The 1,432-nt window shown below is 44.8% G+C and carries 2 protein-coding genes; both read right to left on the reverse strand.

Annotation, left to right across the window (positions count from 1 at the left end):
- The coding region (locus ACKLNH_RS20545) for an IS91 family transposase (RefSeq protein WP_413114125.1) at positions 1-491 on the reverse strand (491 nt) is incomplete at its 3' end.
- Positions 488-1,342, reverse strand: a complete 855-nt coding sequence (locus ACKLNH_RS20550; protein ID WP_413114126.1) for a tyrosine-type recombinase/integrase — start codon at positions 1,340-1,342, stop codon at positions 488-490. The genes ACKLNH_RS20550 and ACKLNH_RS20545, both read right to left, overlap by 4 nt.
- Positions 1,343-1,432: the final 90 nt, after the last annotated feature.

Raw genomic sequence — 1,432 nt, forward strand, 5'->3', positions numbered from 1 at the left:
CCGGGTAGCAAGCAATGTATATGTGTATGCTGACTGAGGTTTCTGCCCCAAGTATGTAACACCATCAATGCACCAAGTTGTCCTTCTAGATGATGTCGCTCATTAGCAAAGGCACGTAACGTTGCCCATGCAGAATGAAATAGGCACTGGTAAACTTCTTTTGGGTATGCTTTAACGAGCGCATTAAACTCGTGTGGTATCGTAAAAACCAAATGGTGATAGGCGACAGGTAAAACATCTTGGCTTCGCTTGAGCAACCATTGCTGCCTCATCTGCTCCTGACAATTTGGACAATGGCGATCTCGACAAGAACAATACCACGTTGTTTCATGGCCACACTGCGTACAGCGCCAATCATAACTTCCCATTCTCTCGGTTCGACAATCTCGTAGATGATGAAGTACCTGCCATTGTCTCGGTGTAACCGTTGTTTTATCAAGCTCGTCTAGCCCCTGAGTCAACACGGTTTGATAAGGAGATAACCGGTTCATTCAACCTCCCAGAGCTTTCCAACTAAATCAAATTCATCGCTATGTGAGCTTTCGTTATAGTGACCGATCCAATGCGTGTACCTCAACGTGGTATTAACATTTGAGTGACCAAGATGACGCTGAAGAACATTTAATGGCATGCCTGATTCTAATTGATGCGTAGCATAAGCATGTCTCAGCGCATGAATACCACCTGTTTTTTCAATTCCGGCTGCTGCCTTAGCGGCTTTAAAGCATCTTTGCATTGAGCTGATATCTAACTGCTTTTCAGGCTCTCTGCTTGGGAATAAAATCACTGTTGGGTGATAGTGTCGCCAGTAGTTTCGTAGGTGGCTCAATTGGCTGTCACTAAGAGGCACAAATCGGTCTTTACCTCCTTTCGCCTTATGAATATGCAATCGCTTCGCTACACCATCAATGTCTTTAACGTAGAGGCTAACCACTTCACTGACACGTAGCCCACACCCATAGCAAATTTCAAACGCAGTTTGATACTTAAGGTTTCGGCAGTGGCTGATAATGTCCCGAACTTCATGACGATTGAGTAATTCAGGGATCTTACTATCACGTTTAATCGGTGGAATAAGCCGCTCTTCAAAATGCCTTTTTAGCACCATGTTATAGAAAAACATGATGGCCTGTAGGGCTTGGGCGCAACTGCTGCCACTTAGATGCCGCTCAGTAGTAAGAGAGCGCAAATACTCTCTGATTTGTTCATCACTGAGTAAGTCAGGTGACTGATGGTACGCTTTTGATAGTTCAACAACCCAACGGAGATAACAGGCATGGGTTTTGGGTGAGAAACGACGAACTGTCATCTCATCAATAAATCGCTGTCTTAAGGGGGTCATGATGCATTCCTTTTTTAATGGATACATCATCATTTTGGGTGATCACCGCGGGGAAAGAGAAGATCTCCGCGAAGCGGTTTAGTTCAACGC

Source organism: Thaumasiovibrio clandestinus (assembly GCF_047250365.1).
GTDB lineage: Bacteria > Pseudomonadota > Gammaproteobacteria > Enterobacterales > Vibrionaceae > Thaumasiovibrio.